The sequence below is a fragment of the candidate division WOR-3 bacterium genome (genome assembly GCA_016867815.1).
In the GTDB taxonomy this organism is placed as follows: domain Bacteria; phylum Hydrothermota; class Tepidihabitantia; order Tepidihabitantales; family Tepidihabitantaceae; genus UBA2258.
In genome coordinates this window covers 21,431-28,189 of record VGIR01000038.1, presented here as the reverse complement: position 1 = coordinate 28,189, position 6,759 = coordinate 21,431, and the positions used below count along the sequence as shown (strand labels likewise).

General features: G+C 62.2%; 4 protein-coding genes. 3 read left to right on the top strand and 1 reads right to left on the bottom strand.

Going from position 1 to position 6,759, the window contains the following annotated elements:
* The first annotated feature begins 310 nt into the window (after positions 1-310).
* Positions 311-1,363, top strand: a complete 1,053-nt coding sequence (locus tag FJY68_07335; GenBank protein MBM3331647.1) for a hypothetical protein — start codon at positions 311-313, stop codon at positions 1,361-1,363.
* A gap of 173 nt (positions 1,364-1,536) precedes the next feature.
* On the opposite strand, the gene FJY68_07330 is transcribed toward FJY68_07335, so the two are convergent.
* A complete protein-coding gene (locus FJY68_07330) occupies positions 1,537-1,743 on the bottom strand; it encodes a hypothetical protein (protein MBM3331646.1) in 207 nt (68 codons plus the stop codon).
* Positions 1,744-5,349: 3,606 nt separating this feature from the next.
* Here FJY68_07330 and FJY68_07325 point away from each other — a divergent pair.
* On the top strand, positions 5,350-6,462 hold the full coding sequence (locus tag FJY68_07325; GenBank protein ID MBM3331645.1) for a hypothetical protein: 1,113 nt from the start codon (positions 5,350-5,352) through the stop codon (positions 6,460-6,462).
* Positions 6,438-6,755, top strand: a complete 318-nt coding sequence (locus FJY68_07320) for a PqqD family protein (protein MBM3331644.1) — start codon at positions 6,438-6,440, stop codon at positions 6,753-6,755. Before FJY68_07325 ends, FJY68_07320 begins: the two co-directional genes overlap by 25 nt.
* Positions 6,756-6,759: the final 4 nt, after the last annotated feature.

Below are 6,759 nucleotides of genomic sequence, written 5' to 3'. Positions count from 1 at the left end.
CCACGGCGTAAGTTTCCTTTCTGCCGGCATCGCCGGCACTCGACTTAATCAACAACATCGGAGCTTACGCCTTCTTCTATTCCGGTCAAAACCAGCCTCGAATCTACAGGAATTCTAGGACATGACCGACCGTGACGGCAAGCGCGGCGGGCGCGAACACGGCCACGGCCGCGGCAGGGGTCGCGGACGCGGATAGCCGGACGCAAGGCTCGGTCTGGCACAGGGCGGGCGTTTGCCCGCCCTGCTCCGTCTCTCCTCGTCACCCTCGACTCCTTGACCCCTCGACCCCTTTCGGATACTCTCGGCTGACGTGGTCTTCAAGAGCATCCTGACCCACGAGCGGCCGCATATTGATGAAATCGTGGCCATCTGGCTCCTCCGCAGGTTCGGGGAGCAGCGGTTCCCCGGTATCAGCACGGCCGCAGTCACCTTCACTTCTCTCCGCAAGCTGGCGGAAGCAGGTTTGAAGCCCGAAGAGTATGAGGCAAAAGGCACTCTTCTGCTCGGCATCGGCGGCGGCCGGTTCGATGAGCACCCGACACTGGAGGAAGGCCGGAAGGCCGGCGACTGCGCGACGACCCTGGTCGCGAAGGAGCTCGGCGTCAGCGAGGACCCGTCGCTAGCCAAGATACTCAGGTTCGTCCGCGCCGCAGACGTGGAGGGCAACGCGTCACCGTTCGACATCTCCTATGTGGTCAAGCTGCTCCATCCCCGGCATCCGGACGACCCGCACCGGGTCATCGAGTGGGCGCTCGTGGCCATAGAGGCCAAGTACCAGGAACAGCTCCGGTTCTTCACCGTGGTCAAGCCCGAGTTCGACACAAAGGCCAAGGTCGAGGAAATCGCGGTAGGAAAGAAGCGGCTACGGATCGTCTCCATCGACTCGGACGAGGACGGCATCCACAAATACGCGCGGTCCGAGTACGGAGCGCGGGCCGCGGTTGTCATCCAGCGCCGAGCGGCCGGCAACGTGGCGATATTCGGCAACAAGCAGGCGGGTGTGGACCTGCGCGAAGCGGCCAAGCTCATCCGACTCGCCGAGCGGGAAGCGAAGCGAAGGGACCCGAGTCCCTCCGACGACCCCAGGTTGCTCGAGGAGGGCTACGCTCCCGGCGCAGAGGAGTGGTTCTACCACCGGCAGGGCCAGATGCTCTTGAACGGCAGCCTCACCCAGGCCGACGTGCCCGCGACCCGGCTCAGTCTCGAGCGGATTACGGAACTTGTCAAGGTCGGCGTGGACCCGGCGCGGGTCAAACCGCTGTGCGAGTCAACCGGTCGGTGCCTGGGCGAGGTCTGCGACTGGTACGCCTGGTCGCTGGCGCGCTGCGTGAAACTCCGTCGGCCGGCAGCGGACGCCGGCTAGAATCCCGGCAGGCCGGACGTCAGAGTCTTGGGGGATACGCGAAGCTTTGCGGGTGCGCGCAGGGGCGGCTCACACGCCGTGCCTCAGAGATTCTGGCGGGACAGGAAGCGGCGCGGGCGGCCTTGCGCCCTTCAGGATCGGCCTTCCAGCGGGACGAGACGGTCGTCGTCGGACTAGCGAAGCGTGTCGCGAGCCGGCAGGGACCACGGGTTTTGGGCGGAGACCAGGCGCCTCGGCTTTTCCTTCCGACCCAGGGTCGATACGCAGTAACTCGTCTCTGGTTTACCGCTACTCCAGAACCTCGGCGCCTGGCGCGCGGTCGCGCTGTACAGCAGGTCGTCTCTTGACCGGATGGGCTGATCCTCCGTCAGGCGCTTCACCAGTGAACTCAGTTGGAACATAGGGCGAGAGGAAGAACCACAGTGCGCGCCGCCGGTCGCTTTCCAGCCATGGCCCCCGGCAGTGTGCCGTCCCAGTAAACCGGTCCGGCAGCCGGGACGGGCCTTCGGCTCGGCCGCGACTCCGCACACGACTCGAACTCACCCGACGTCGGCATAGCGAGAGGGCTGCAGTCGTTTGCAGCAACCTGCTCAGCTTCGCCAAGAGTCCATGACGGCCGGCAAGGCCCGCTCAGGGCGGTATTGATACGAACGCCAACGACAGACTTCTCGTACTTGCTCACCTTCAACCTCCATTCATTCCTCGGTCACAACGTTCTTGCCACGAGGTACAGGTTCCACTCCGTACTTCTCGCTCTCCTACACCAAGCTGCGGCCACTGCGGTCGACCCGTGCCACTGTATCGCCACAATGGACGGATCAGCGCTGCGGCCGCAGCCAACTAACCATCAGACGTAACCCCCACAGACGCCAATCAGAATTGCAGCTACCGTGCCAGTCCCCCTTCAAACCACTCAGCTAATAACCTGCGTCATCATAAATACTTAACGTGATCAGCGGGAACTAGACGGATTGGACGTAGTTGTCGCGGATTGATGATATGTTGCTCTAATATCTTACCAGTAAAGTACTTGTGTAATGCGGCACTACCGCGTGGTATTCAGGTCGAGGTCTGTTTCGGCTAGGCTGCTGCGGGGTGCGCCGCCATGAACGGGCTTGTCACAAGGTCCTCACTCGATCTGGATGTATCATGTCTATCCAAAGACACGCATGACATGACACTGGTCTCAGCAGGGCGCTCCGGCCTGGCGTCTGAGCCAGAGTGCCGCTCGGCGTGTGAATACCTGAAGCACCGGAGACGTATGCTCCGAAAAAGAAGGACCAGCCCGTCGGTGCCCTGCAGCAAATGCCGCGCGAAGCCGGTCGGTCTGCTTCCGCCTCGTTCTCTGCGCCCGCCGGCCGATGCCGGGCACTTCTCGGGGGGCCGGCTGAATCTTCCCGCGTAACCCGAACTCCCGCGCCGGGCAGGCACGCGTTCGGCGTCCCGAAAACCACCCCGCCGCCGAGGCAGGCGGCGGGATGGATGGGTGTTAGGAGGCAGGTAGGATCGTGTTACATAAAGGGGGTCATGACCTCGCTTCCCGGGAGAATACTCCATCCCGGTCTGCTGCTGCGGGTCCAGGTATCGGCCTTCTTTCGCTGCCATCGGGCCCCATCAGGACCGGGCGGCGCTATCCGGCTGCTCGGTATGCACATGGGATTCCGCTCCGATCGGCCGATGCCGGCTGTTCTGCACGGTGATTGGCAGTCTCGTCCCGCCGGCAATGCGGTCTGGTTCTTCGGCCTGGACCGAGATCGCAGGGTCACCGGAGTTCAAGAGGGCCTGGAAGTACCCACAGATTCTGCGTTGGGGCCTGTTTGTTGAGCCGCTTCCTCGGTCCGGAGGCGCGAACGTTGCTCTCCGTCTTGGGCTTGCGGCCCCACCGGAACCCGAAGGTCCGGCTCACGGTCGCAGCGTACAGATTGTCGTCATTGGATTTCATGCCTTTCCCTCCAATCCAGGCTTCGGACTTCACCTTCCCCGAAACAGCGTTCACAATACTCAGCGGAACGACGGCGCCGCGGGGCGCTTCCCAGCCATCGCCCCGGGCAGTGTGCCGGCCCAGTAGGCCGGTCCGGCAACCGGGACGGGCTTCAGGGCAGGCCGCGACTCCGACACGGCCGTCCCGTGCTCGCCCGACGCCGACAGACTCAGCGGTCCGCTTGCGCTGGTCGAAACAAAAGCAGCCTCAAGAGATGTTGCTGATGACCACCATGATCCGCCGCCCGCGGCTTCGGCAGGAGCGCCGCCTCTGGTTCTGTAACTACGCTCTCGCACCTTCAACCTCCGTTCGCGGTCTCATCGTTCTTGCCCTGACGTACAGGTTCCACGCTGCATCGGGCGTGCTTGTCCAACTGTCTGCGGCCACTGCGTTCGACCCGTACCACGGTGGCATCACAATGGACGGACCAGCGCGGCGGCCGCAGACTACAGGCCACCGGACGTAACCTCACCGACGTCGACCAGAATTGCAGCGGTCGTGCCAACCAAAATCCAAGCGATTCAGTTCATAAAAGGCCTTAAAATAGAGACTTACGGTAGCGTATGAAAAAGCGGCGGCATCGCGGCAATCGTCACAGCGCGAAAGGGGCCACAGGTAACTAGTTGTAAATCGCATTGTTACATCATGCGACACAGAAGGAGTTACCTGCATGTATGGTCTAGTGTGACGCGAATCCGGCGGAATCCACCGAGCTCCCGGGACGTGCGTTTTACATCAGGACGGCCATTGCGAGCACGCCCGCATCATCCCTATCTCATTGTTTTGAAAGCGTTTATGACATCAAGCTTGCAGCGGCGAACGCTGGTGTGCCAAGAGTCAATCCGGTGCCAATCCGCAGCTTAGGTGCGTCATTCTGTGTGCACAGCGGCCGAGTGAAGGCTGTACACGGGTAACTCTCTTGGCAGAAAAGGTTAGCGCATCTCGTCTCTGTCACATGACGCCGTCTTGTGGTAACCCCTAAGCTGGAGAGTGGTGTCGGGCAGTCTCGGGGTGCGACGACGACTTCGACGTCAGGCTGACCAGGCGTGCGTATGTAGTATAGAAGGGTTGGCGGCAGACGGCCCTGTTGCTTGGCCTTTGTAGCTGCAGGTGGTGTCCAATTCAGGCAAGAGGAGCTCCGACAGCTGGTTGTCTCCGGCCGTGCGGTCTGGCGTGCCTTGAAGGCGGGAACCATCTGACGGCTCGAAAACCCGTACAATCAGAGCATGGCCACCGGGAGTTCACCTAAACCACTGACTGGAACGGCTCTGGCTATCTCCTGGCTGTCAATCCTGACACGGCGCGAATCCCTCCGGGAACCGTTCCCGGGACGGTTCTAGAGCCGGTCCCGGTTTTGATACGGGAGGGCAGTGGAGAGGCGACTTCGACCCCGGCTTTCAGGCGGGACTGGAGCGCGGATCCCTCCGGGACCGGACAGTTGAGTCCGCAATCCAGAGGCAGAGCGGTTTTCCGGCCTAGTCGCCTGGTCAGTTGCCGTCTGGTCCCCAAGGCGACCAACAGCGTGACAACCGGCGTGGTGCGCGGACGCGCCCGGAGTTTGACTCGCAAGGCGAAGCCCGGGGCTATCTTCTGAATACCCCTGCAATTGCCCGGCTGATCACAGAGGGGAAGCGAGGAAAGTGCGGCGACCACTGCTGTCGATCAGGATCCTTCTCACCAAACGCCTGGCCGGTGAGGCAGAAGAGCTGCGAATGCCAAGCGTGACTGCCAACTGCCTGGGCCTGCGTCGCGGCGCCGGAACGTCCCGGGTCAGGGATGAGTCAGACTCTTGCTCCGCCGGGAGCTCGTGACTCGATTGTGGCGGCGCCTGTTCTGCTTGCCCGGACTGGCCTCGCTTTGTATGATGTAGTATGCCTAGTCTTCGGGACCAAGAAGCGATGTGCTTTGTCGGCAGTCCGAGCCCTCACAGGCCGGCCATGCCAGAGGCGCAAGCCTCCCGTCCATGAGCATTTCTACGGGGCCCGCATCTTGCTGCAGGGATTGCGTGGGAACACAACCACTGGCGCCCTGCTCCTGGCGCGTGGCGGCCGAAACTGGAGCGGCAGTTGGAATCTCACAGCTCAATAGCCTGGCGGGACTCCCGATTGGGCTGGCAAAGATCCTTGTTGAAGCAGGCAGAGTCAGCTTCAGAGCCTCCGGCCTCTGCATGTACCCCTGCGTGAAGCCCGGGGACACGCTCTATCTCGATTCCAAAGGCATCGCCGAGGTAGCGGTTGGGGACATCGCGGTGCTCCGGCGGGACCGCGTCCTTCTGGGTCACAGGGTCACAAGATGCGGGGCCGACGTCCGAGGGCGATTCATCGTCACCAAGTCCGACTTAGCACGACAGGGCGATGACGGCCGCTCCCGCGAAGAGGACGTTATGGGGATCATTTCCAGCATAAGCAGGAATGGGAGGCCCGTGAGTACCCGGCTGAGAGAACCGACTGCCTGGACGCGGCTTGAAGTCGTGTTCCTCGAAGCTGCCTACCGGGCCCGGCATCACTGGGAACAGACTCTGGCCTGGCTGCTTTCAGGTGCGCGGCGGACTAATCTCCTCGATTTCGCTGCCCGCAACTTGTTGCGGGTTTCCGACAAGGATGTGAGCTATTCCTACCAAATCCCGCACCGTCTGGGGAGGTCGATTCTCTACCAGAGCGTGTCGGCAGCGGAATTGGAGCTCGCTCTATCCAAAGAAGCCGCGGAGAAGGTCGATCACTGGACCCTGACCGTTCACTCGGGCAAGGACCGCGAGCCCTGCGGTTCCGCAACCTTCGTTCTGCGCCATGAAAAATGTCCCCTTGCCGGCTGGTGGCTCGGCAACCTCAGGACCAGATTCCGGTACCGATGCTCCGGATTGGAGGGCGCGCTGCTGACCAGCGCGGAAGCGGTTCTTGTCAATTGCGCTGTTGCCGAACTGAAGGTCAGTGCCTCGGAACGGGCGGCCGTGGATCGATTCGAGTCCCTGGGCTTCCAGAAGGTCGAGGGACCGGGTGACCAGTGCACTTTGGTCAGGAGGTTCCTGGATCGATCGGGCGTCGGAGTGGAGATGAGGGCCAACACAGAAGGAGAAACGCACAGTGGTGAGAGAACATCCAGGGAGGGAGTGTGGACATAGACATCAAGCCGGATCGCGTGTACGTCCCATCCGATGACATCGTCGCTCGCGAGATTGAGGGGGAGTTGATCATCGTACCACTCGTCGCCGGGGTCGGCGAAACGGAGGACGAGCTGTTCTCGCTGAACGAGACAGGCAAAGACATCTGGCGCAGGCTGGACGGCAAGACCACTCTGGCCGGTATTGCTGAGGCGCTTGCCGCGGAGTACGACGTACGGCCGGACGAGATCGAGCGCGACGTGATCGGGTTGGTCGGAGAGCTGGTCCAGAGGAAAATGCTGGTTGCCAAGTAGAGCA